Genomic DNA, 22,268 nt, shown 5'->3' on the forward strand with positions numbered 1-22,268 from the left:
AGCCGAACCTCCACCAGACCGAGGAGTTCCGAGATGACCACCATGACCACCACCCAGCCGCTCACCCCGATCGTCACCGCCGCCAGTCGGGACAGGGCCCGGACCCGGACGCTCCGGCTCGGTGCCGTCGCCGCCGCGGGGCTGGTGAACAGCGCGATCTACCTCGGCGGGCGCGCCTTCGGCACCGACTTCGTGCTGACCGACCCCGGCAACCCGGTGCCGCACCCCCTGATCGTGGCCGAGATCGCCGTCATCACCGCGGTGTTCGGACTGCTCGGCTGGGGCAGCCTGGCCCTGCTCACCCGCTTCACCCGGCGGGGCCGGCAGATCTGGGCCGTCCTGGCCACCGTGGTCCTGGCCCTGTCCTACGTGCCGCTCGGCATCGAACTGGCCACCGTCGACACCAAGGTCCTGCTGGGCGTGATGCACCTGGTGGTCGCCGCCGCGCTCTTCCCGATGCTGCGCCGCACCCCGGTACGGCGCTGAACCGACCGCCCCTGCCCGCCGCGGCTCGCCCGCACGGGAAGCGGCCCGGATCCGACGGCTGGTACCCCCAGCGGTGGGATCCGGGCCGCTTCCGTCGGCGTACCGCACGCCGCCGTCACCGGTCCGGTCCCCGGGAGGCGGCCGGTCGTAGCGGCACCGCCGACCCGCCGCCGCGGGGCCTACGGCCGGGGCGGGCGGCGCTGTGCCAGGCTGTCCGGGTGAACGACAGCCGCCCCCTGCTCCTCATCGACGCACCGAGCCTCTACTTCCGGGCCTACTTCGGCATTCCGGAATCGGCCGCCAAGGCGCCGGACGGCAGCCCGGTCAACGCCGTCCGGGGCTTCCTGGACATGCTGGCGACACTGATCCGGACCCGCCGGCCGGACCGGCTGGTCTGCGCCCTGGACTACGACTGGCGCCCCGCCTGGCGGGTGGCGCTGCTGCCGTCGTACAAGGCGCACCGGGTGGCGCCGGAAGGTGGCGAGGTGGTGCCGGACACCCTCTCCCCACAGGTACCGCTGATCCTCGAACTGCTGGCCGCGATCGGCATCCCGGCGATCGGGGTGGACGGCTACGAGGCGGACGACGTACTCGGCACGCTGGCCGCCACCGCGCCGGCACCGGTGGAGGTGGCCTCCGGCGACCGGGACCTCTTCCAGCTCATCGACGACAGCCGGCCGGTGCGGCTGCTCTACTGCGGCCGGGGCGTGGCGAAACTGGAGGACTGCGACGACGCCGCCGTCCGGGCCAAGTACGGCGTACCGGCCGCCGGCTACGCCGACTTCGCCGCGCTGCGGGGCGACCCCAGCGACGGGCTGCCCGGGGTGACCGGGGTCGGCGAGAAGACCGCCGCCCGGCTCGTCGACCGGTACGGCAGCCTCGCCGGCATCCTGGCCGCGCTCGACGACCCCTCCTCCGGCTTCGCGCCCGGCCTGCGGACCAAGCTGAACGCGGCCCGGGACTACCTGGCGGTCGCGCCGAAGGTGGTTCGGGTGGCCCTGGACGTGCCGCTTCCGCCGCTGGACGCCACCCTGCCGGCGGCGCCGGTCGACGCCGAGCGGCTGCTCGGGCTCGCCGAAGAGTGGAACCTCGCCGGCCCGTGCCGCCGGCTGGTCGACGCCCTGGCCGGCAACGCCGTCCCCGCCTGACCTCGGTCCGCCCGCGCCCCCTCGGGTGTCACCCGGCCGTTCGAGAGGCCGGGGCGGTGGACGGAGGACTCGGCGCGCAATTGTCCGGGCGCGGCCTCAGAAGGGCTGGCGGGTCTGGAAGCGTCGGCCCGGCCCGGTCGACGGAGCGGAGCGCTCCGCGCCGCGTTCGGCGGCCCGCTCCTCGGCACGCCGCTCGGCGGCCCGGTCGGCCTCGAGCCGTTCCGCGGCCCGGTCGGCCAGGTACGCCGAGGCGGCCCGGTCGGCCTCGGTGGGGGTGGCGAGCAGGGCGTAGAAGAGCACGAAGGCCACGAAGATCACGATCAGCATGATCGGCAGCAACAGGCTGGCGCCGCTGGCACCGGTCGGTGCCGGGGCGGCCGGCTGGGGATGCACCGACATCGCCGCCATCCCGGTGTAGTGCATCCCGGTGACCGCGAAGCCCATCACGAAGGCAGCACCGGTCACCGCCCGGGTGCCACGGACGTTGACGGCCAGCCAGAGCGCCGCGGTCGCGGCGACCACCGCGATCAGCACCGACGCCGCCACCAGGGACATCTGGTAGTCCATCCGGCCGCGCATCCGCATCCCCGACATGCCCATGTAGTGCATGCTGGCCACGCCGAGCCCGGCGAGCAACCCGCCGAGCATGATCCGGGGCCAGGAGACCCGCCCGGCGAAGACCGCGACGACCAGCCCGATCCCGACGGTCAGCACGGCGACCAGGGCGCTGGCCACGGTCACCACCACGTCGAAGCGGATCGGGGTGCCGGTCACGCTGAACCCGAGCATGGCGGTGAAGTGCATGGTCCAGATCCCCGTACCGCCGATCGCCCAGGCGGCGAGGAGCAGCCACCAGACCCGACGCCCGGTCGTCCGGGCCTCCCGGACCCGTACCGCACAGAGCAGCCCCAGGAACGAGCCGAGGACGGAGAGCCCGTAGCTCAGCGCGGGCGTGACCCAGCCGTACTGAAAGTGGTCGATGGTGCCCATGTCGGTGATCTCCTCGCGCCGTCGCACGGCGGTTCCGCGCCCGCGGATGATGATCACTTGCCGTCCGACCAGCCACAACGGTGCGTTCGGGCGCATCTGCCCGCCGACGGGCCGTGGGCAGGGTGGCCGTAAAGATCATCACCGGAGGAGCGTCAGCTGACCTGACGGAAGACGCCGGCTGGCTGAACAGCCGAGCCCGGTTCGATCGGGCCGTCAGGTCGCGCCGTGGTAGGCCAGCACGCCCCGGTTGATCGTCCCCATCGCCTGCCGCGCCGTGCCGCGCAGCTCGACCGAGGCACCCGCCGAGTCCGCGACCTGCCCGAGCAGGTCCACCACCTGCCGGGCCCACCGGACGAAGTCACCGGCCGGCATGTCGCCGTCCAGGTTGTGACCGCTGGCGAGTACCTTCGCCAGCGCCTCGCCCCGGGCCCACCGGTACACCGGCCAGACGAAGCCGAGATCGGGCTCCCGGGTCGCCTCCAGCCCTCGGGCCGCCTCGTCGGACTCCAGCTCCGCCCAGATCTTCAGGGTCTCGCCCACCGCGTCCGAGACCGGCCCCCGGGGCACCGAGGCCCGCTCGTCGGTGTCCCGCCGGGCCTCGTAGACCACCACCGAGACGGCGGCGGCCAGCTCGGACGGGGAGAGCCCGTCCCAGACCCCCCGCCGCAGGCACTCCGCGACCAGCAGGTCCGCCTCGGTCCAGATCCGGCCCAGCGTCCGGCCCGCGTCGGTGACCTCGCCCGCCTCGGAGAGGTAGCCACGGGCGGTGAGGATCCCGCAGACCCGGTCGAAGGTCCGGGTCAACGACCCGGTACGCCCGGAGACCCGCTGCCGCAGCTCGGCGGTGTCCCGCTCCAGCCGGCGGCGACGCTCCGCCCAGCGGGCGTGCTCCTCCCGGTCCGGGCAGGCGTGGCAGGGATGCCGGCGCAGCTCGGCCCGGAGCTGGCTGAGTCGCTCGTCCTCACCCGCGCCGCCCCGGGACCGGCCGCCCCGCCGGGCGTGCCGATCCAGCCCGGTCCCGCTGACCGCCGCCGCCAGGTCCCGGCGGGCCGCCGGGGAACGGTGGTTGAAGTGCTTCGGCACCCGGATCCGGGCCAGCACCTCGGCCGGGGTGGTGAAGTCGCCGGGGGTGATCCGGCCGGCCCAGCGATCCTGGGTCAGCACCAGCGGGCGGGGCTCGCCGAAGCCGCCGACGCCGGGATCGAGTACCACCGCCAGTCCGGCCCGCCGGCCCGACGGCACCCGGATCACGTCACCGACCCGCAGCCGCTCCAGCGCGGCCAGGGTCGCCGCCCGGCGCTGCGACTGCCCCTGCCGGGCCAGCGCCTGCTCCCGGTCGGCGATCGCCAGCCGCAGCCCGAAGTACTCGTCGAAGTCGCCGTGGTGGCAGCGCACCTCCGCGCCGTACGCCTCGATGGTCTCGACGTTGCGCTGCACCTGCCGGGCCAGGCCGACCACCGAGCGGTCCGCCTGGAACTGCGCGAACGACGACTCCAGCAGCTCCCGGGCCGGCGCCGCACCCACCGAACCGACCAGGTTGACCGCCATGTTGTACGACGGCCGGAAGCTGGACCGCAGCGGATAGGTACGCGTCGAGGCGAGCCCGGCCACGTGCCGGGGATCGACCTCCGGCGACCAGACCACGACCGCATGCCCCTCGACGTCGATGCCCCGCCGCCCGGCCCGCCCGGTCAACTGGGTGTACTCCCCCGGCGTCAGGTCGACGTGCGCCTCGCCGTTGAACTTCACCAGCCGTTCCAGCACCACGCACCTGGCCGGCATGTTGATCCCGAGCGCCAGCGTCTCGGTGGCGAAGACCGCCTTCACCAGCCCGCGCACGAAAAGCTCCTCGACCACCTCCTTGAACGCCGGCAGCATCCCGGCGTGGTGGGCGGCGAGGCCGCGCTCGAGGCCGTCGAGCCACTCCCAGTAGCCGAGTACGGCGAGATCCTCGCCCGGGACGCTGGTGATCCGGCTCTCCACCACCTCGCGGATCTCGGCCCGCTCGTCCGGGGTGGTCAGCCGCAGCCCGGCGGCCAGGCACTGCTGCACGGCGGCGTCACAGCCGGCCCGGCTGAAGATGAAGAGGATCGCCGGCAGCAGACCCTCGCGGTCCAGCCGTTCGACGATGTCGGCCCGCAGCGGCCCTCGCCAGCGTGGTCCCCGGGGACCGCCGCGCCCCCACCCCGGCCCGTGGGTACGGCCGTCGCCGAGTTCGAGGCGGCGCAGCATCTCCCGGGTGTAGCGGAGCAGTTCCGGGTGCACGTCGTGCTTGCGGGCCGCGTCGGCGTCGTGGAACAGGTCGAACATCCGCCGGTTGACGAGCATGTGCTGCCAGAGCGGCACCGGACGGTGTTCGCTGACCACCACCTCGGTCTCGCCGCGTACGGTGATCAGCCAGTCGGCGAACTCCTCCGCGTTCGAGACCGTGGCGGAGAGCGAGACCAGGGTCACCGACTCCGGCAGGTGGATGATCACCTCTTCCCAGACGCCGCCCCGGAACCGGTCGGCGAGGTAGTGCACCTCGTCCATCACCACGTAGGCGAGCCCGGCCAGGGTCGACGAGCCCGCGTAGAGCATGTTGCGCAGCACCTCGGTGGTCATCACCACCACCGGCGCGTCGCCGTTGATCGCGTTGTCCCCGGTCAGCAGCCCGACCTGGTCGGAGCCGTACCGGTCCACCAGGTCGTGGTACTTCTGGTTCGACAACGCCTTGATCGGAGTCGTGTAGAAGCACTTCCGGGTCGGCCCGCCCGGCTCGGCTCCGACGTCGGTGCGCAGCGCCAGGTGTACCGCGAACTCGCCGACGACCGTCTTGCCGGCGCCGGTCGGGGCGCAGACCAGGACACCGCTGCCCCGCTCCAGCGCCTGACACGCCTCCCGCTGGAAGTCGTCGAGATCGAACCCCAGTTGCTGGGCGAACTCGTCAAGCGCGGGGAACATGCTGGCCTGCGTGGCCCGGCGGCGCGCCGCTGCGTACCGCTCGGCGGGGCTCGACATGAATCCAAGATTAATGCGTAGCGGGTGGTCGCACGCCGGCAGGCCGTAGAGCGGGCCCCGAAGAGCCGGTCGGTAGGGTGCACGACGTGCCGGATCATGCCGAACCGCCCATGCCTCGTACGTCGAGCGGAACCGCCGACTCCGCCCCCGGGGCGCCACCGCGCCGCCCGGTGGACGCGGTGCTCTTCGACTTCCACGGCACCCTCGCCCAGGTGGAGGAGCCGGTGGCCTGGGTGACCGCCGCCGCGGCGGCCTGCGGGACGACGCTGGACCGGGCCCGGGCGACGGCACTCGCCGACCGCCTGGTCACCGCCGGGCGGGCCGGTGGACCGCTGCCGGCCCGGGTCCCCCCGCACCTGGCCGAGGTGTGGGCCGAACGCGACCTCTACGGCCCCGCCCACCGGGCCGCCTTCGTGGGGCTGGCCGAAACGGTCAACAGCGGCGTGAACGGGCTGGCCGAGGCCCTCTACGACCGCCTCCTGCTCCCCGACGGCTGGCTCCCGTACGCGGACACCGCGGCGACGCTGCGCTCGCTGCGCGCGGCCAGGGTGCCGGTGGCGGTGGTGAGCAACATCGGATTCGACCTCCGGCCGATCTTCGAGGCCTGGGAGCTGACCGACCTGGTCGACGCGTTCGTGCTCTCCTACGAGGTCGGGCGCTGCAAGCCCGACCCGGCGATCTTCTACCGGGCCTGTGGCCTGCTCGGCGTCGACCCGGAACGGACCCTGATGGTCGGGGACACCCCCGCCGACGCCGGGGCGGTACGCGCCGGTTGCGCCGTGCTGGTGTTGCCGGCCGCCGAGCCGGGGCAGGTGAACGGGCTGACCGCCGCGGTGGACCTGGCGGTGTCGAACGGCCGTTGACCTGGGTGCCCTCGCCGCCGTGACCTGCGTGCTCAGCGCAGCAGGCGTACGGCGCCGGGAGCCGCGGTGACGGTCACCGGAAGGGGCAGTGCCCGTTCACCGTCGGCGTACCCGACGATCTCCTCGGCGACGAGTTCGACCGTACGGGCCCGCTGGGTGTGCACCATCGGATGCGCCAGGTGGGTGCCCCGGTAGACCCGGGGCTTGATCCGGGTCAACGTCGTCCGGCCGACCGGGCCGGCGTAGACCACGTCGAGCAGCCCGTCGGTCGGGTCGGCCGTCGGGCAGATCCGCATCCCCCCGCCGTAACTCGGGCAGTTGCCGACCGCCACCAGCACCGCGTCCAGTTCCCGGGCTACCCCGTCCAGCCGGAGCAGGTAGCGGCGGGGCCGGAGCCGGGCCAGCTCGACCAGGATGGCGAGATCGTAGCGACGCGGCCCGCGCGGCCAGGACATCCGGTTGGCCCGCTCGTTGACGAGCGCGTCGAAACCGGCCGCCAGCACCGCGCCGTACCACCGCACGGTCCCGTCCGGGCCGGTCATCCGGGCCAGGTCCGTCGGACGGGTCCGCCCGGCGGCAACCGCCGCGGCGATCACCTCGACCGCGGCGAGCGGATCGGCCGGGTAACCCGTGCCGACCGCGAAGTCGTTGCCGGTGCCGGCCGGGACCGGGCCGAAGGCGACACCGGTACCGGCGACCGCCTGGAGCGCCAGGTGGACCGTGCCGTCGCCGCCGACCGTCACCAGGGCGGCGGCGCCGTCCGCGACCGCGGCCCGGCAGGCCGCGCTCGCCTGCGCGGCGCTGCCCGCCTCCAACAGCCGGATCGGCCGGCCCACCGCGCCGAGCCGGTCGAGTACGGCCGGCAGCAGCCCTCGGAACCGGCCCCGCCCGGCGGTCGGGTTGGCCAGTACCGCGAGGTGGCCGTCGGGTAGCCGGCCGGCGGCGCCGGGCCCCGGAAGTTGATCGTCGGCGGTCACGGCGAGCACCGTACCGCCCGCCGTGCCGCCTCCGACAGCGCAGTCGAACTCAGGTCATGTCGTCGTAGCGCCGGTCGATCGGCTGCGGCGCCGGGACCGGATCCGGCGCGGAGACCGGTGCGACCGTCTCGACCCGCTCACCGGCGGTGACCGGCTCCGCCTCCAGGTCCAACGGCGAGACCTCGTCGTCGTCCAGCCCGGCGTAGATCTCCTTGCCGCGTCCCCGGCGCCGGTCGTTGAGCATCGCCACCCCGACCGCCGCGAAGTAGAGCGCGCAGAGGCAGATGGCCAGCGCGGTCATGCCGAACGGGTCCGGGGTGGGCGTGACGATCGCCGCGAAGAGGAAGAAGACGAAGACGGCGATCCGCCACCAGCCGAGCATCTTCCGGCCGCTCACCAGCCCGACGAAGTTGAGCATCAGGACGATGAGCGGGAACTCGAACGCGACCCCGAACATCAGGATCATGTTCGTGACGAAGGAGATGTAGCGGGTGATCTCCAGGGTGTTGGTGACGTCCTCGCCGGCCAGGCCGACCAGGAACTCGAGTCCCTTGGCGACCACGAAGAACGCGAGTACGGCGCCGGCCGCGAAGAGCGGGGCGGCGAGCGCGGTGAAGATGTAGGCGTACTTGCGCTCGTGCCGGTGCAGCCCGGGGGCGATGAACGCCCAGAGCTGGTAGAGCCAGACCGGAGCGGCGACGATCAGCCCGACCCAGAGCGCGATCTTCAGGTCGAGCAGGAGCACGTCGGCAGGGCCGAGCTGGGCGAACTGGCACTTGCCGTCCACGGTCGAACCGTCGAGCTCGCAGTACGGCTGCTGGAGCAGGTGCCGGACGTCCTGGGCCAGCCAGATGCCGAGGCCGAAGCCGACCACGATGCCCAGGGACGCCTTGAAGAGCCGGTTACGCAACTCCCGGACGTGCTCGATGAGCGTCATCGAGCCGTCGGCGGCCCGCTCGAAGTTGCTCGGGCCGCGCCGGCGCAGCAGGGCGAAGGCCACGGGTACGGGCCCCGGTCAGTTGTCGCGGACGCGCTGCACCGGGTCGTTGACCGGCGGCGCCGTGGGCGGCTGGTAACCGGGCTGGTGCACGCTGGTCGGGTGCACGGTGTCACCCGGCAGCGGCTGCCGCCCCGCCTGCGCGTCGGCCTTCTCGGCCAGGTCCTTGTCGTCGTCGGCGAGACTCTTCGTCTCGGCCTTGATGATCCGCAGCGAACGACCGAGTGACCGGGCCGCGTCCGGGAGCCGCTTCGCGCCGAACAGCAGGACCAGCACAGCCACGAGTACGAAGATGTGCCACGGCTTGAGGACGCCCATGGAAGCTCCAGTTCGATGTTTTGTCCAGCAAAGGGTGTGTCCTGGCCCATCGTACGTGCGTCGGGAAGGAGTGCCACCCGCCAGGCTGGTGACTTTGCGGCCGGCGGGTGAAGTCTTGACCAACGCCGGGCATCCGTCAACCGGAAGATCAACGGCCCTGACCAGGGGCTACTGTTCCTCGCCGCCGCGCTTGGCGCGGATCAGCACGAGTCGCTGCTGGAGCGTCTCGACCTGCTGCTGCATGGCCTCCGCCCGATCCTGCACCGCCAGCGCGACCCGCTGGAGGTCCTCGGCCTGCTCCTGACGGCGTTGCAGGCCCCGGGCTGCCCGGTGCAGGCGCGGCAGCCGGGTCAGCACCCGGCGGGCCGCCAGCCCCAGCACCAGGAGCCCGACGAGAACGACCGCGAGCACGATCCACTTCACCACGTCGGCCAGCCTAGTGGCTCCCGGCCGTTGCCGCCGGACTGGCGCCGGGCACCAGTGCGACGTCCGGGTGCGGGGCGGGCCCCGCTGCGCCGTCCGGTGGCAGCGTGGCGTACGCGTCCAGCGCGGCGGCGGCCCGGTCGCGTACCTGGTCGGCGAGTTCCGCCGGGGCGACCACCGTGACGTCCGGCCCGAGCCCGAGCACGAACCGCCGGGCCCAGTCGAGGTCGGTGACCCGCAGCGAGACCAGCCACTCCCGGCCGGCCCGGTCGGCGTCGGCCGGATCCGGCTCGACCCGCTCGCACGGGTAGTACTCGGTGATCCACCGGCTGGAGCGGCCGACCCGCAGGGTCACCAGCGGCAGGTCCTGGTCGGGGCGGAAGATGCCGGCGCTGAGGTCGTGCAACCGGGCCTGCGGCGGCGGTGCGGCCGCCTCGTCCAGCTCGACGAGCGCGTCGATCCGGTCGGCCCGGAACAGCCGCACCGACTCCGCCCGCCGGCACCACGCCTCCAGGTAGGCCAGGCCGCCGACCATCAACACCCGGATCGGGTCGACGGTGCGTTCGGTCGTCTCGTCCCGGGTCGCGGCGTAGTAGGTGATCCGGAGCGCCCGGCCGCGCTGCACCGCGCCGTGCAGCGCCGCCACCCGGTCGCTGTCGCCCGGCATCCGCACCGCGACGGGCGCGTCGGCAAGTTCGCCGGCCGCGTTCTCGATCTTGGCGAGGGCGCGTTCGATCGCGTCCCGGTTGGCCATCCCGGGCGTCTCGGCGAGCATCCGGAGCGCGACCACCAGCGCCAACGCCTCGTCCGGGGTGAGCCGCAACGGGCGGTCGATCCCGGCGTCGTAGGTGATGGTGACCCGGTCACCGTCGAAGGCCATGTCGATCAGGTCGCCCGGCCCGTACCCGGGCAGGCCGCAGACCCAGAGCAGCTCCAGGTCCTCCCGCAGTTGCCGCTCGGTCACCCCGAGGTCGGCGGCCGCCTCGGACAGCTCGATCCCCGGTCGCGCCAGCAGGTACGGCACCAGGTTCAGCAGCCGGGCCAGCCGGTCGGCCGAGGCCCGCGCCCCGCCGCCGGACCGTTGCGCCGGACGAGTCACGCCGGCTCCCCCCTCTGGTCAGTCTCCGGGGCCCCCGACCCCGGTCCGCCCCCGCGTTACCCCGACGCCCGGGCGGTCGCCATCTCGTCGTGCCGGGCGGTGATCTCCTTGAGCCGCTGGATCACGGCATCCCGGATCTCCGGCGGTTCGAGCACCCGGACATCGGGACCGTAGCCGACGAGCCTACCGGCGAGCGACTCGGCGTCGGCGTACGGCAGCACCAGCCGGTCGCCGTCGGGGCCGCTGGTCACCTCCCGGGCCCACCGCCGCAGTCCGGCCGCCCGGCCCGGTGCGACCAGCACGGTGGCCCGGCCGGAGCGCTCCACCGGACCGGACCACTTGGCGACGTGGCTGATCAGGTCGACGCCGACCGGTGGGGAGAAGGCATCCGGCCCGCCGATCATCCGGACGGCCCCGCCGACGATCCGGGAGAGCCGGAAACAGCGGGCCGCGTCGCGGTCGAGGTCGTGGCCGACGACATACCACCGGGCCCGCCAGCAGACCACGCCCCAGGGTTCCAGCCGGCGGCTGGTCGGGGCGTCGCCGTCGGGCACCCGGTAGTCGAAGCTGACGGTGCGCCGCTCCCGGGCCGCGGTGGTCAGCGGCCCGAACGCCGGGTCGACGGTGACCACCGGCTCCACCCCGAGGGTGGCCTGCGGGTCGACGTCGACACCGGCGGCACGCAGCTTCGCCAGCCCGGAGGAGGCCGCCGCGGCCAGCCCGGCGTGCCGCCAGAGCCGGGCGGCGATCCCCACCGCCGCCGCCTCGTCCGGCTCCAGCGGGATGTCCGGCAGCGCGTACTCCCGGCGGGCGATCCGGTAGCCCGGCTCGGCGTCGAAGGCGCTGGCCGTGCCGGTCTCGAGTGGTACGCCCAGCTCACGCAGCTCGGCCTTGTCCCGCTCGAACTTGCGCTGGAAGGCCTCGTGGTCACGTGGGTCGTCCGGATCATGCTCATAGCCCGGCACGGTCGCGGCGATCTGCGCGGCGGTCAGGAACCGTCGGGTGGAGAGCAGACAGATCACCAGGTTGACCAGGCGTTCGGTACGGGTCCGCGACACGACACAGACGCTAGCAGTGTCGGATCACGAAGCGGGTACCCCGCGCGGCACCCGCCCTGCCCGGTCCGGGTGCCGGCCGGCCGGACCGCTCCTACCCTGGCGGTATGCCGGAGCGGGCCGACAGTTCGGAGAGCGTCCTCACCGTCGTGGTGGCCGGGGTGGCCAACCTGGCGATCGCGCTGGCCAAGCTGGCCGCCGGGGTGATCTCGGGCTCGGCCGCGATGCTCTCCGAGGGCGCCCACTCGATCGCCGACACCGCCACCGAGGTGCTGCTCTTCACGGCGCTGCGCCGGGGTGCCCGGCCCGCCGACGTCGAGCACCCGTTCGGGTACGGCAAGGAGAGCTACGTCTGGGCCTTCATCGCGGCGGTCTTCACCTTCGTGGTCGGCGCCGGCTTCTCGATCACGCACGGCGTCAACACCATCCGTGACGGGGAGCACACCGGCGAGTTCCTGGTCTCCTACGTCGTCCTGGCGGTCTCGTTCCTGATCGAGTCGGTCTCGCTGGCCCGGGCGGTCCGGCAGATCCGCCGGGCGTCCCGGGAGCGGCGGATCAGCCCGGCCCGGTTCCTGCGGGGCACCGCGGACACCACGGTCAAGGCGGTCTTCCTGGAGGACACCGCCGCGCTGGTCGGGATCTCCCTGGCCGCCGCCGGACTCGCGCTGTCCCACTTCACCGGCACCGAGTTCTGGGACGGGCTGGCCTCGATCCTGATCGGGCTGCTGCTCCTGGTGGTCGCCACCGTCCTGGCCCGGAGCAACATCTCGCTGCTGGTCGGCCGGGCCGTACCGCGGCCGATGCACGACCAGATCCACCGCGAACTCTCCGCGCTGCCGACGGTGGACCGGGTGGACACCCTGCTCACCATGCATCTGGGCCCGGACGACATCCTGGTCGCGGCCAAGGTCGACTTCCGGGACGAGGCGACCGGCGCGGAGATCGAGGCCGGCGCCGAGGAGGCCGAACGCCGGCTGGTCGCCCGCTTCCCGCATGTCCGGTACGTCTTCCTCGACCCGACCCGAAGCGGCCGCCCGTAGCCGGTTACCCTGCCGGCCATGGTGCGATGGCGGTCCGGGACGGTCACGGCGGTCCGGCGTAGCTGGCACGGCGCCGTCGAACTCGACGTCCGGCAGGCCGACGGGGCGCCGGTACGCGCGCTGGCCTATCCGGAACTGGTCGGCACCCCCGAGCCGGGCGACCGGGTGCTGCTGAACGTGGGCGCGCTGTTGATGGGGCTCGGCACCGGCGGGTACGCCCTGGTGGTGGCGCTGCCGGACCGGCTCCCGGCGGACCCGCCCGAGACGGTCGACACCCGTGACGCCGGACACCTGGTCAAGGCCCGCTACACGCCGCTGCAACCGATCCTGCTCGGCGTCGACGAGGAGGCCTCGCCGCACCGGACCGCACTGGCCGACGCCGACGACCTCGGCGGACTGCCGGTGGTCACCGCCGACCTGCACTCCGCGCTGCCGGCGATCGTGGCGGGGATCCGGGCCGGGGCGCCCGAAGCGCGGATCGCCTACCTGATGACCGACGGCGGCGCGCTGCCGGCCTGGTTCTCCCGCACCCTGCACGGCCTGCGCGACGAGCTCGCCGGCACGGTCACCGTCGGGCAGGCGTTCGGCGGCGACCTGGAGGCGACGAACCTGCACAGCGGGCTGCTCGCCGCCCGGTGGGTGCTGCGGGCCGACGTGGCGGTCGTGGCGCAGGGGCCGGGCAATCTCGGCACGGGTACCCGGTGGGGCTTCTCCGGGGTCGCCGTCGGGGAGGCGGTCAACGCGGTCGCCACCCTGGGTGGGCGGCCGGTGGGTTCGCTGCGGATCTCCGGCGCCGACCTGCGGGACCGGCACCGGGGGCTGTCGCACCACAGCGTGACCGCGTACGGCCGGGTCGCGCTCGCCGCCGCCGACCTGGTGCTGCCGGCCGAGCTGCCGGCGGAGCTGGCCGCGCTGGTCGAGCCGGCGGTGGCCGAGCTGGCGCGGCGGCACCGGATCGTCCGGGTGCCGGTCGAGGGGCTCGACGAGGCGCTGCTGGCCAGCCCGGTGCCGCTATCGACGATGGGCCGGGGGCTGGCCGAGGAGCACGCCTACTTCCTGGCCGCGGCCGCCGCCGGCCGGTACGCCGCCGGGCTGGGCTGAGCCCGCGCCGCGCGTCGGGTCAGCTCAGGAAGACCAGCGCCAGCCAGCCGGCCACGACCAGGACGAGTACGAGCGTGAGCACCCAGGTGGGGACGGTGTACTCGCCCCGCCGGTTGCGCTCGATCTCCTCCCTGATCTTGGCGCGCCGCCGCTCCACCCGGTTCTGCCGGATCGTCTCGGGGCGGCGGTGCTCGTCGTGGTCACGACCCTCTGGATGCGTCATAGCGGGGGCCAGCCTAACTGCCCGGCCTCACATGCTCGCGATCAGCCGCTCGACCCGCTCGTCGTACGCCCGGAACGGGTCCTTGCAGAGCACCGTGCGCTGGGCCTGGTCGTTCAGCTTGAGGTGCACCCAGTCGACGGTGAAGTCCCGGCGCTTCTCCTGGGCGTGCCGGATGAACTCGCCGCGCAGCCGGGCCCGGGTGGTCTGCGGCGGGGTCTCCTTCGCCTCGAAGATCTCCGGGTCGGTGGCGATCCGGTCCACCTGCTTGCGCCGCTCCAGCAGCCCGTAGAGGCCGCGGCCCCGCCGCAGGTCGTGGTAGGCGAGGTCCATCTGGGCGATCCGGGGGTGCGAGAGCGGCAGGTCGTTCTTGCGCTGGTACCGCTCGATGAGCTGGAGCTTGGTCACCCAGTCGATCTCCCGGGAGACCGGGTCCAGGTCGCCGGTCTCGACCGCGCGCAGCACCCGGCCCCAGAGCTCGACCACCCGCTTCGCGGTCTGGTCCCCACCCCGCCGCTCGACGAACTCGGTCGCCTTGGCCAGGTATTCCTGCTGGATCTCCAGCGCGCTGATCTCCTTGTTCGAGGCGAGCCGGACCTTGCGCCGGCCGGTGACGTCGTGCGACACCTCCCGGATCGCCCGGATCGGGTTCTCCAGCGACAGGTCGCGCATCACCACCCCGGCCTCGATCATCCGCAGCACGATGTCCGCGCTGCCGACCTTGAGCAGCGTGGTGACCTCGTTCATGTTGGAGTCGCCGACGATGACGTGCAGCCGCCGGTACCGCTCGGCGTCGGCGTGCGGCTCGTCCCGGGTGTTGATGATCGGCCGGCTGCGGGTGGTGGCCGAGGAGACGCCCTCCCAGATGTGCTCGGCCCGCTGGGAGAGGCAGTAGACGGCGCCGCGCGGGGTCTGCAACACCTTGCCGGCACCGCAGATGAGCTGCCGGGTGACCAGGAACGGGATCAGCACGTCGGCCAGCCGGCCGAACTCGCCGTGCCGGGAGACCAGGTAGTTCTCGTGGCAGCCGTACGAGTTGCCGGCCGAGTCCGTGTTGTTCTTGAACAGGTAGATCTCGCCCGCGATGCCCTCGTCGTGCAGCCGCTTCTCCGCGTCGACCAGCAGGCCCTCCAGGATCCGCTCGCCGGCCCGGTCGTGTGCCACCAGGTCGGAGACCGAGTCGCACTCGGGGGTGGCGTACTCCGGGTGGGACCCGACGTCGAGGTAGAGCCGGGCACCGTTGCGCAGGAATACGTTGCTCGAGCGCCCCCAGGAGACCACCCGGCGGAAGAGGTAACGGGCGACCTCGTCCGGGGACAGCCGCCGTTGGCCGCGGTAGGTGCAGGTGACACCGTACTCGGTTTCAAGGCCGAAGATTCGCCGCTCCATGCTTGGAGATTAGTCGCCCGGAGCCCGAGTTGGTCACTGTCGGAGCGTGCGTTGTGCGGGAACTCCGCCGGCAGGCCGGCAATCGCCGGTCACCGGTCGCCGTGCCCCGCTCACCGGCCGGGGTCCTCGAGGATGCCGAAGAGGTACTCGCCGTAGCCGCTGCGGCTCAGCGGCTGCGCCAGCTCGCGGAGTTGCTCGTCGGAGATCAGCCCGCTGCGCCAGACCACCTCCTCGATGCAGCCGACCTTCAGGCCCTGCCGCTCCTCGATCACCCGGACGAACTCGCCGGCCTGGACCAGCGAGGTGAAGGTGCCGGTGTCCAACCAGGCGGTCCCCCGGTCCAGGGCGGTGACCTGGAGCCGGCCTGCCGCCAGGTAGGTCTGGTTCACCGCCGTGATCTCCAGCTCGCCCCGGTCGCTCGGAGTCAGCCCTCTGGCGATCTCCACCACGTCGTTGGCGTAGAAGTAGAGGCCCGGCACCGCGTAGCGCGACTTGGGTTTCTCCGGCTTCTCCTCGATCGACAGCGCCCGCCCGTCGGAATCGAACTCGACAATTCCGTAACCCTCGCAGTTCGCCACCGGATAGGCGAAGATCCGGCCGCCGTCCGGGTCACCGTTGCGGGCCAGGCTCCGCCCCAGTCCGGCGCCGTAGAAGATGTTGTCCCCGAGGATCAGCGCGACCGAATCCCCGGCCAGGAACTCCTCGCCGAGAAGGAACGCCTGCGCGATTCCGTCCGGGCTCGGCTGTGCGACGTACTCCAGCCGGAGGCCCCACTGGGAGCCGTCACCCAGTAGTTTCCGGAACTGACCCTGGTCGCCGGGGGTGGTGATGATGAGGATTTCCCGTATTCCCGCCATGACCAGAGTGGAGAGCGGGTAATAGATCATTGGTTTGTCGAAAATCGGCATGAGTTGTTTGGAGACGGCCTGGGTGATCGGCCACAGCCGCGAGCCCGTGCCGCCCGCCAGCAGGATTCCGCGCATTCGCGCAGGCTACCGGCGGGCGGCGGTCGACAGAGTCGGCTCGCCGACAAAACACCTCGGACCGGAGGCGCCGGTCGACGCGTAGACTTTCCAATTCATGAGGATCCTCGTGACCGGTGGAGCCGGATTCATCGGCTCTGAATACGTACGCATGCTGCTGACCGGCACCGGTCCGCGGCTCGCGCCGAGCGCCGTCACGGTGCTGGACAAGCTGACCTACTCCGGCAACCTGGCCAACCTCGACCCGGTACGCGACGATCCCCGGCTGCGGGTGGTGGTCGGCGACATCTGCGACCCGACCGTGGTCGACGAGGTCATGGCCGGGCACGACGTGGTGGTGCACTTCGCCGCCGAGTCCCACGTCGACCGCTCCATCCACCGGGCCGCCCCGTTCGTCACCACCAACGTGCTCGGCACGCAGACCCTGCTGGAGGCGGCGCTGCGGCACCGTACCGGCCGGTTCGTGCACGTCTCCACCGACGAGGTCTACGGCTCGATCGAGCAGGGATCCTGGACCGAGTCCACCCCGCTGGCGCCGAACTCGCCGTACTCGGCCGCCAAGGCCGGCTCCGACCTGCTCGCCCTGGCCTACCACCGCACCTACGGGATGGACGTGGTGCTGACCCGCTGCTCCAACAACTACGGGCCGTACCAGTTCCCGGAGAAGGTCGTCCCGCTCTTCGTCACCAACCTGCTCGACGGCGGCACCGTGCCGCTCTACGGCGACGGCGGTAACGTCCGGGACTGGCTGCACGTGCACGACCACTGTGTCGGTGTCGCCCTGGTGCAGGACAAGGGGCGGCCGGGCGAGGTCTACCACATCGGCGGCGGCACCGAGCTGCCCAACCGCGAGCTGACCGCCCGGCTGCTCGCCGCCTGCGGCGCCGACTGGGACCGGGTCCGGCCGGTCGCCGACCGGATGGGGCACGACCGCCGCTACTCACTGGACATCACCAAGATCAGCGAAGAACTCGGGTACGCCCCCAGGATCGACCTCGACCGCGGACTCGCCGAGACGGTCACCTGGTACCGGGAGAACCGGGCCTGGTGGGAACCGCTCAAGGCACGGCTGGGCGGCGAGGAGATCGGGCGCCCCGGGCCGGCCCGGTGACCGCCCGGCGGGACGTCGAGCCGCCGAACGCCCGGCAGGAGACCGGGCCGAACGCCCGGCGGGACGTCGAGCCGCCGAGCTGGCTGGTGACCGGGGCCGGCGGGATGCTCGGCCGGGACCTGGTGGCGGTGCTCACCGCCCGGCGGCAGGGTCGGGTCACCGCCGCCACCCGGTCCGAGGTCGACCTGACCGACCCGGCAGCCGTCCGCGCGGCGGTGGCCGGACACGGCATCGTGGTCAACGCGGCGGCCTGGACCGACGTGGACGGTGCGGAGCAGCGGGAGGCGGCGGCCACCGCCGTCAACGGCACCGGGGTGGCGAACCTGGCGGCGGCGTGCGCCGAGGCCGGCGCCCGGCTGGTGCACGTCTCGACCGACTACGTCTTCGACGGCGACGCCGACCAGCCCTACCCGGAGGACGCCCCGACCGCCCCGGTCAACGCGTACGGGCGCAGCAAGCTCGTCGGCGAACTCGCCGTCGCCCGGCTGCTCCCGCAGACCGGATACCTGGTGCGCACCGCGTGGCTGTACGGCGCACACGGCCCCAACTTCGTCGCCACGATGCTCCGGCTGGCAGCCGTTCGCCGGGACCTCGACGTGGTCGACGACCAACTCGGCCAGCCCACCTGGTCGTACGCGCTCGCGGAGCGGCTGGCCGACCTCGGCGCCGCCGCACACCACGGAGCCGCACCGGCCGGCGTCTACCACGGCACGGCGAGCGGCCGGACCACCTGGTGCGGCCTGGCCCGGGAGGTCTTCACCCTGGCCGGACTCGACCCGGACCGGATCCGTCCCACCAGCAGCGACCGGTTTCCCCGGCCGGCGCGCCGGCCCGGCTACAGCGTGCTCGGGCACGCCGGGTGGTCCCGGGCCGGGCTGGCCCCGATGGCGGACTGGCGGACGATGCTCACCGACGCGCTACGACCGGACGGGACGCTTCGCACCGCTCGCCGGTCACCGGCACCGGCACCGGCACCGGCACCGGGCCACGCTAGCGAGCAGCGGATCAGTTCCGGGTCGCGATAGCCCGGTCCCTACTCCGACTTCTCCCCGCTGCCGCTCGACTTGCCGCCGCCGGTCCGCTTCGGCTTGCTCTCCAGGTCAGCCGAGCCGGCGGACTCGGCCGGCTTGTCCGGGCCGGGTGCCGGGGCCTTCGGCTCGGCGGCAGGTGCCTCGCCGCCGTCGGCCTTGGCCGGCGTCCCGTCCAGCAGCGAGACGAGGGCGGCACCGGTGATCCGCCGGAAGGTACGCCCGACCCGCCGCCGGTCCAGGATCGCCACCTCGAGCTGGCTGGCGGCGATGGTCCGGGGCGCGCCGCCCTCGCCACCGACGCTGCCCAGCGCCCGGACCGCCAGCCGGACCGCCGCGTCCAGCGACATGTCCGGCTGGTGCTCCTCGCGCAGCGCCCCGGTGACCGCCTCCGCCTGCCCGCCCATCGCCATCCGGCCGGGCTCGTCGTTGACCGACCCGTCGTAGGTGATCCGGTAGAGCTCGTCCGCCTCCGGCGTGCTGCCGACCTCGGCGACGCAGATCTCCACCTCGAACGGCTTGGACTGCTCGGTGAAGATCGCCCCCAGCGTCTGGGCGTACGCGTTCGCCAGCGCCCGGCCGGTCACGTCCCGCCGGTCGAAGCTGAGCCCGATCGCGTCCGCCATCCGGACGCCCGCGCGGCGCAGGTTCTCGAACTCGTTGTACCGGCCGACCGCCGCGAAGGCGACCCGGTCGTAGATCTCACTGACCTTGTGCAGGGCGCTGGAGAGGTTCTCCGCCACGAAGAGCACCCCGCCGGAGTAGCTGAGCGTCACGGCGCTCCGACCGCGCGCGATGCCCTTGCGGGCCAGCTCCGAGCGGTCGCGCATGATCTGCTCGGGTGAGGCGTAGAACTGCATGGCCACGGCGGCGGTTCTCCTAACCGGTTCTGCTGACGACGGCGGGGTTGCGGGTGGTGCGGGGCGGTCAGCCGCCCGGGTTCTCCATCCGGGCGGCGACCACCGCTTCGGCGACCTCGGCCGCCTCGGCGTCGGAGAGCCGGTTGGTGCCCTCCGCGCTCGCCGTCATCACCACCGGATAGATGCGGCGGCTCAGGTCGGGGCCACCGGTGGCGCTGTCGTCGTCGGCGGCGTCGTAGAGCGCCTCGACGGCGAGCCGGATGGCGTCCGGGGTGCTCAGCCCGGGACGGTACCGCTTCTTCAGGGCCGCCTTCGCGAAGAGCGAGCCGGAGCCGATGCCGTCGTAGCCGGTCTCCTCGTAGGGGCCGCCGGCCACGTCGAAGCTGAAGATCCGGCCGGCGTTGGCCGGGTCGGGGGCGGCCAGGTCGTAGCCGGCGAAGAGCGGGATCACCGCGAGACCCTGCATGGCGGCGCCGAGGTTGCCACGGATCATCGCGGCGAGCCGGTTGGCTTTGCCGTCGAGGGAGAGCATCGCCCCCTCGATCTTCTCGTAGTGCTCCAGCTCCACCTGGAAGAGCCGCACCATCTCCAGGGCGATGCCCGCGGTGCCGGCGAAGCCGATCAGCGAGTATTCGTCGGCCGGGTGCACCTTGCGGATGTCCCGGCTGGAGATCAGGTTGCCCATGGTGCCGCGCCGGTCGCCGGCCATCACCACCCCGTCGGCGGTGGTCAGCGCGACGATGGTGGTGGCGTGCGGGGCCAGCGCGCTGGCGGACCCGGGCGGCAGCGGCCGGCGTCCGGGCAGCAGATCGGGGGCTGCCGTGCTCAGGAACTGGGTGAACGAGGACGTCCCCACGTTGAGGAACACGTCTGGTAGACGCCCGGTTGGATCAAAAGCCGCTGCCACGTGCTCCCTCTCAGCTCTCTCATCACGTCGCCCGGATCCCCCGCGTCAGCGCGGGAACCGGGCGAGGCCACCGTTGCGGTTGAAGCAGAGTATCCCCCGGATCTCCCCGGTGCGATGATCGTCGTCGCCGTGTTGCGCCACTCCCGACAGCGCCGGCCGGAACCGCCCGGGATCCACGGTCGGCGGTCGCGCCGGCCCGGTGGGTCCGGCCCGCCGCCGCGCACCGCGCCGGGTTCGGCGTGGCGGACCACGCCCGACCCGGCCCGGGTACGGCTACTGTCCGCCCTTCTGGACGTAACCCCGGACGAACTCCTCGGCGTTCTCCTCGAGCACCGAGTCGATCTCGTCCAGCAGGTCGTCGACGTCCTCGGTGATTTCCGCGTGCCGCTCGGCGACCTCCGGGTTCGCCTCGGTCGCGACCTCGTCGACCTCCTCGTCCCGGCGGGCCTTGCCGGACTGCGACTGACCGCCGGTGTCACGGGTAGCCATCTCTGCTGCCTCCTCCACGATCGCCTGGGGAAAACTTACCTCGGATGGGCGACGAATCCTCCGCCACCGCCGCTGCCGCCGGCACGCCGCCCGGGGTCAGCCACCGGTGATCGTCTCCAGCAGGTCCTTGGCGCTCGCGCACCGGTCGAACAACGCCCCGACGTGCTTGCGGGTGCCCCGCTCCGGCTCCATCATCGGAACCCGCACCAGGGACTCCCGGCCGACGTCGAAGATGACCGAGTCCCAGCTCGCCGCCACCACCTCGGAGGCGTACTGGGCGAGGCAGCGGCCCCGGAAGTAGGCGCGGGTGTCCTCGGGCGGCTCCGTCATCGCCGAGCGGGTCAGCTCCTCGGGCAGCAGCGTCGCCATCGAGCCCCGGCTCACCAGCCGGTGGTAGAGGCCCTTCTCCGGACGTACGTCGGAGTACTGCAGGTCGACCAGTTGCAGCTTGTGCGAGGCCCAGCCGAGCTTCTCCCGCTCCCGGTAACCCTCCAGCAGCCGCAGCTTCGCCACCCAGTCCAGCTCGCCGGCGCAGAGCATCGGGTCCCGGCCGAGCCGGTCGAGCACGCTCTCCCAGCGGTCGAGGACGTCGGCGGTGTCGGAGTCGACGTCGTCGCCGTACCGGTCCTCCACAAAGGAGCGGGCACGTTCGAGGTACGCCCACTGGAGGTCGAGCGCGGTCAGCCGGCGGCCGTCGCGCAGCCGCATCCGGTGCGACAGCGACGGGTCGTGGCTGACCGCCTTCAGCTCGCCCACCGGGTCGGCGATCGCCAGGTCGGGGCTGAGCGCCTTCTCCTCGATCATGGTGAGCACCAGCGCCGTGGTGCCGACCTTGAGGTAGGTGGAGATCTCCGACAGGTTGGCGTCACCGATGATCACGTGCAGCCGCCGGTACTTGTCGGCGTCCGCGTGCGGCTCGTCCCGGGTGTTGATGATCGGCCGCTTCAGCGTCGTCTCCAGGCCGACCTCGACCTCGAAGAAGTCCGCCCGCTGGGAGATCTGGAAACCGGGCTGCGAACCGTCCTGGCCGATGCCGACCCGGCCGGCGCCGCAGACGATCTGCCGGCTCACGAAGAACGGCGTCAGGTACGCCACGATGTCGGCGAACGGGGTCTGCCGGCGCATCAGGTAGTTCTCGTGCGCGCCGTAGCTGGCACCCTTGTTGTCGGTGTTGTTCTTGTAGAGGTGGATCGGGTGCGTGCCCGGGATGGTGGCCGCCCGCCGGGACGCCTCGGCCATCACCCGCTCACCCGCCTTGTCCCAACGGACCAGGTCCATCGGGTTGGTCACCTCGGGCGTGGAGTATTCCGGGTGGGCGTGGTCGACGTAGAGTCGGGCGCCGTTGGTCAGTATCACGTTGGCCAGCCCGAGATCCTCGTCGGCCAGCGCCTCCGCCGGGTCGTAGGCGGCACCGGAGTAGGTGAAGCCGCGGGCGTCCCGCAGCGGAGACTCCTCCTCGTAGTCCCACCGGGCCCGGCCGCCCCGGGCCAGCTCCGGGCGGGCGCCGTAGGCGTTCACCACCTGCGATGAGGTCACCATCGGGTTGGCTCCGGCCTGCCCGGGCACGGAGATGCCGTACTCCACCTCGGTGCCCATGATCCGCCGTACACTCATGCCGCCGCCTCGCTCCGCTCGGCGCCACCATGAGGCACAACCATCCTGGGTTTGATGATTCGCTCGCTACGCTCGCTCATGCCGCCGCCTCGCTCCGCTTGCCCATGCCATTGAGCCTAGTCCGCGCCGTCGCCGGATTGCTCGCCCGGTGTGTCGACACGGCCACGGTA

At 72.8% G+C, this 22,268-nt stretch carries 22 protein-coding genes; 7 read left to right on the top strand and 15 right to left on the bottom strand.

Annotated elements, in window-relative coordinates:
• Positions 1 to 33 precede the first annotated feature (33 nt).
• A complete protein-coding gene (locus V1634_RS12330) occupies positions 34 to 486 on the top strand; it encodes a DUF6069 family protein (protein ID WP_331207914.1) in 453 nt (150 codons plus the stop codon).
• Positions 487 to 704: 218 nt separating this feature from the next.
• Positions 705 to 1,634, top strand: a complete 930-nt coding sequence (locus tag V1634_RS12335) for a 5'-3' exonuclease (protein ID WP_331207915.1) — start codon at positions 705 to 707, stop codon at positions 1,632 to 1,634.
• A 96-nt stretch (positions 1,635 to 1,730) separates the two neighbouring features.
• Here V1634_RS12335 and V1634_RS12340 read toward each other — a convergent pair whose 3' ends face one another.
• Positions 1,731 to 2,651: an MHYT domain-containing protein gene (locus V1634_RS12340; RefSeq protein WP_331207916.1), complete on the bottom strand. Its 921-nt coding sequence runs from the start codon at positions 2,649 to 2,651 to the stop codon at positions 1,731 to 1,733.
• A gap of 186 nt (positions 2,652 to 2,837) precedes the next feature.
• Entirely contained in the window at positions 2,838 to 5,624 is a 2,787-nt protein-coding gene (locus V1634_RS12345) for a DEAD/DEAH box helicase (protein WP_331207917.1), read from the bottom strand.
• Positions 5,625 to 5,710: 86 nt separating this feature from the next.
• Here V1634_RS12345 and V1634_RS12350 point away from each other — a divergent pair, with 86 nt between their 5' ends.
• Positions 5,711 to 6,487: an HAD family hydrolase gene (locus V1634_RS12350; RefSeq protein ID WP_407951775.1), complete on the top strand. Its 777-nt coding sequence runs from the start codon at positions 5,711 to 5,713 to the stop codon at positions 6,485 to 6,487.
• A gap of 32 nt (positions 6,488 to 6,519) precedes the next feature.
• On the opposite strand, the gene V1634_RS12355 is transcribed toward V1634_RS12350, so the two are convergent.
• The 6 genes from V1634_RS12355 to V1634_RS12380 all read right to left on the bottom strand — a co-directional run bounded on the left by V1634_RS12355 (position 6,520) and on the right by V1634_RS12380 (position 11,359).
• Positions 6,520 to 7,464 (bottom strand): diacylglycerol kinase family protein, encoded by a 945-nt coding sequence (locus tag V1634_RS12355; protein WP_331207919.1) that lies wholly within the window; start codon positions 7,462 to 7,464, stop codon positions 6,520 to 6,522.
• A 49-nt stretch (positions 7,465 to 7,513) separates the two neighbouring features.
• Complete coding sequence (tatC, locus tag V1634_RS12360) at positions 7,514 to 8,464, bottom strand: twin-arginine translocase subunit TatC (protein WP_331207920.1); 951 nt, start codon at positions 8,462 to 8,464, stop codon at positions 7,514 to 7,516.
• Between the two features lie 15 nt (positions 8,465 to 8,479).
• A complete protein-coding gene (gene tatA, locus V1634_RS12365; RefSeq protein WP_331207921.1) occupies positions 8,480 to 8,779 on the bottom strand; it encodes a Sec-independent protein translocase subunit TatA in 300 nt (99 codons plus the stop codon).
• A 168-nt stretch (positions 8,780 to 8,947) separates the two neighbouring features.
• Positions 8,948 to 9,205: a hypothetical protein gene (locus V1634_RS12370; RefSeq protein WP_331207922.1), complete on the bottom strand. Its 258-nt coding sequence runs from the start codon at positions 9,203 to 9,205 to the stop codon at positions 8,948 to 8,950.
• A gap of 10 nt (positions 9,206 to 9,215) precedes the next feature.
• Complete coding sequence (locus V1634_RS12375; protein ID WP_331207923.1) at positions 9,216 to 10,301, bottom strand: helix-turn-helix transcriptional regulator; 1,086 nt, start codon at positions 10,299 to 10,301, stop codon at positions 9,216 to 9,218.
• 56 nt (positions 10,302 to 10,357) lie between these two features.
• Positions 10,358 to 11,359 carry a helix-turn-helix transcriptional regulator gene (locus V1634_RS12380; protein WP_331207924.1) on the bottom strand — a complete coding sequence of 334 codons (1,002 nt, stop codon included), beginning with the start codon at positions 11,357 to 11,359 and terminating at the stop codon, positions 10,358 to 10,360.
• Between the two features lie 104 nt (positions 11,360 to 11,463).
• On the opposite strand from V1634_RS12380, the gene V1634_RS12385 reads away from it, so the two are divergent.
• Both V1634_RS12385 and V1634_RS12390 read left to right on the top strand, forming a co-directional pair.
• Positions 11,464 to 12,396 carry a cation diffusion facilitator family transporter gene (locus tag V1634_RS12385; protein WP_331207925.1) on the top strand — a complete coding sequence of 311 codons (933 nt, stop codon included), beginning with the start codon at positions 11,464 to 11,466 and terminating at the stop codon, positions 12,394 to 12,396.
• 18 nt (positions 12,397 to 12,414) lie between these two features.
• A complete protein-coding gene (locus tag V1634_RS12390; RefSeq protein WP_331207926.1) occupies positions 12,415 to 13,497 on the top strand; it encodes a DUF3866 family protein in 1,083 nt (360 codons plus the stop codon).
• Positions 13,498 to 13,516: 19 nt separating this feature from the next.
• On the opposite strand, the gene V1634_RS12395 is transcribed toward V1634_RS12390, so the two are convergent.
• The 3 genes from V1634_RS12395 to rfbA all read right to left on the bottom strand — a co-directional run bounded on the left by V1634_RS12395 (position 13,517) and on the right by rfbA (position 16,089).
• Positions 13,517 to 13,720, bottom strand: coding sequence for a hypothetical protein (locus V1634_RS12395; RefSeq protein ID WP_331207927.1), 204 nt, complete (start codon positions 13,718 to 13,720; stop codon positions 13,517 to 13,519).
• 27 nt (positions 13,721 to 13,747) lie between these two features.
• On the bottom strand, positions 13,748 to 15,106 hold the full coding sequence (gene pafA / locus V1634_RS12400; RefSeq protein ID WP_331207928.1) for a Pup--protein ligase: 1,359 nt from the start codon (positions 15,104 to 15,106) through the stop codon (positions 13,748 to 13,750).
• Positions 15,107 to 15,216: 110 nt separating this feature from the next.
• Positions 15,217 to 16,089 (bottom strand): glucose-1-phosphate thymidylyltransferase RfbA, encoded by an 873-nt coding sequence (rfbA, locus tag V1634_RS12405; RefSeq protein WP_331207929.1) that lies wholly within the window; start codon positions 16,087 to 16,089, stop codon positions 15,217 to 15,219.
• A gap of 97 nt (positions 16,090 to 16,186) precedes the next feature.
• Here rfbA and rfbB point away from each other — a divergent pair, with 97 nt between their 5' ends.
• Together rfbB and rfbD are read left to right on the top strand one after the other, a co-directional pair.
• The gene (rfbB, locus tag V1634_RS12410) at positions 16,187 to 17,200 is read left to right on the top strand and encodes a dTDP-glucose 4,6-dehydratase (RefSeq protein WP_331207930.1); all 1,014 of its coding nucleotides are present in this window, start codon (positions 16,187 to 16,189) and stop codon (positions 17,198 to 17,200) included.
• 86 nt (positions 17,201 to 17,286) lie between these two features.
• Entirely contained in the window at positions 17,287 to 18,225 is a 939-nt protein-coding gene (gene rfbD / locus V1634_RS12415; protein WP_331208384.1) for a dTDP-4-dehydrorhamnose reductase, read from the top strand.
• An 8-nt stretch (positions 18,226 to 18,233) separates the two neighbouring features.
• Here the strand turns inward: rfbD and prcA are convergent, their stop codons facing one another.
• The 4 genes from prcA to dop all read right to left on the bottom strand — a co-directional run bounded on the left by prcA (position 18,234) and on the right by dop (position 22,098).
• The gene (gene prcA, locus V1634_RS12420) at positions 18,234 to 19,094 is read right to left on the bottom strand and encodes a proteasome subunit alpha (RefSeq protein WP_331207931.1); all 861 of its coding nucleotides are present in this window, start codon (positions 19,092 to 19,094) and stop codon (positions 18,234 to 18,236) included.
• Positions 19,095 to 19,155: 61 nt separating this feature from the next.
• Positions 19,156 to 19,995, bottom strand: coding sequence for a proteasome subunit beta (gene prcB, locus V1634_RS12425; protein ID WP_331207932.1), 840 nt, complete (start codon positions 19,993 to 19,995; stop codon positions 19,156 to 19,158).
• A 273-nt stretch (positions 19,996 to 20,268) separates the two neighbouring features.
• Positions 20,269 to 20,484, bottom strand: coding sequence for a ubiquitin-like protein Pup (locus V1634_RS12430; RefSeq protein WP_101366062.1), 216 nt, complete (start codon positions 20,482 to 20,484; stop codon positions 20,269 to 20,271).
• Between the two features lie 96 nt (positions 20,485 to 20,580).
• Positions 20,581 to 22,098, bottom strand: coding sequence for a depupylase/deamidase Dop (gene dop / locus V1634_RS12435; RefSeq protein WP_407951776.1), 1,518 nt, complete (start codon positions 22,096 to 22,098; stop codon positions 20,581 to 20,583).
• Positions 22,099 to 22,268: the final 170 nt, after the last annotated feature.

It is taken from the genome of Plantactinospora veratri, assembly GCF_036421995.1.
In the GTDB taxonomy this organism is placed as follows: Bacteria; Actinomycetota; Actinomycetes; order Mycobacteriales; family Micromonosporaceae; genus Plantactinospora; species Plantactinospora veratri.